The sequence below is a fragment of the Oleiphilus sp. HI0132 genome, assembly GCF_001635845.1.
This window is the reverse complement of sequence record NZ_LWGJ01000130.1, coordinates 1-724: the sequence shown is the minus strand read 5'-3', so window position 1 is coordinate 724 and position 724 is coordinate 1. Positions and strand designations below refer to the sequence as shown.

Annotated in this window: 1 protein-coding gene; it reads left to right on the top strand. The window is 39.5% G+C overall.

Annotation, left to right across the window (positions count from 1 at the left end; translation table 11 throughout):
- Positions 1–169: 169 nt before the first annotated feature.
- Positions 170–724, top strand: a 555-nt coding sequence (locus A3766_RS01675) for a lipopolysaccharide assembly protein LapB (RefSeq protein WP_156508608.1), incomplete at its 3' end; no start/stop codon positions are given.

The window sequence follows — 724 nt, the reverse complement described above, 5'->3', positions numbered from 1 at the left end:
TAAAGAGTATGAGTTTGATTTAGAGCAATCTATTTCTTCATCCCGAACTAAAGAGGATGATATGGTTCAGATCGTTGAGGTTATGCCACGTTAAACTAACGCGAGTCTTCTCGCTGCGTTGGAATACATCTCGGGATTACATTTTAATAAGAAATCGAAAGGCAGGAATATGAGCGAGTCGGAAATACAAACCTTAATGCAGCAGGCTAACGAGTATATACAGTCTGAAAGACTCTCTCGAGCTCGTCGTTGCTATAATAAGATTCTTTCGATCGATCCGCAGAACTGTGATGCTCACTATTCTTTAGGGACGATTGCTCGCCAACAAAATGATAATCAAGCAGCGAAACAACACCTGCTGCATGTGTACCAAGCCGAGCCCCTCAATAGGACTTTTGTCTTGGAACTAGCGGGTCTTTATGCTGATATGGGAATGATTGTTGAGTCAGCAAAGGTTTTCGAAGCTTATCTTTCAGTACAAGATGATATTGAATTATCAGGAAAATATGCCGAGGTCTTGGTAAAGGCTAAGGAATTTGAACGTGCGGTTGAATGTCTGAAAGCATGTGTTGGGAAGAAACCTGAAAATTTAAGTTATCGCATGCAATTAGGTAATTTGTTGTACCAACTATTACGTTTTGAAGAAGCACAATCAGTTTATTTGAGTGCAATTGAATACGGATTGAAAAGTGAAGGTTTATATCTGAATGCTGCAAAACTACAT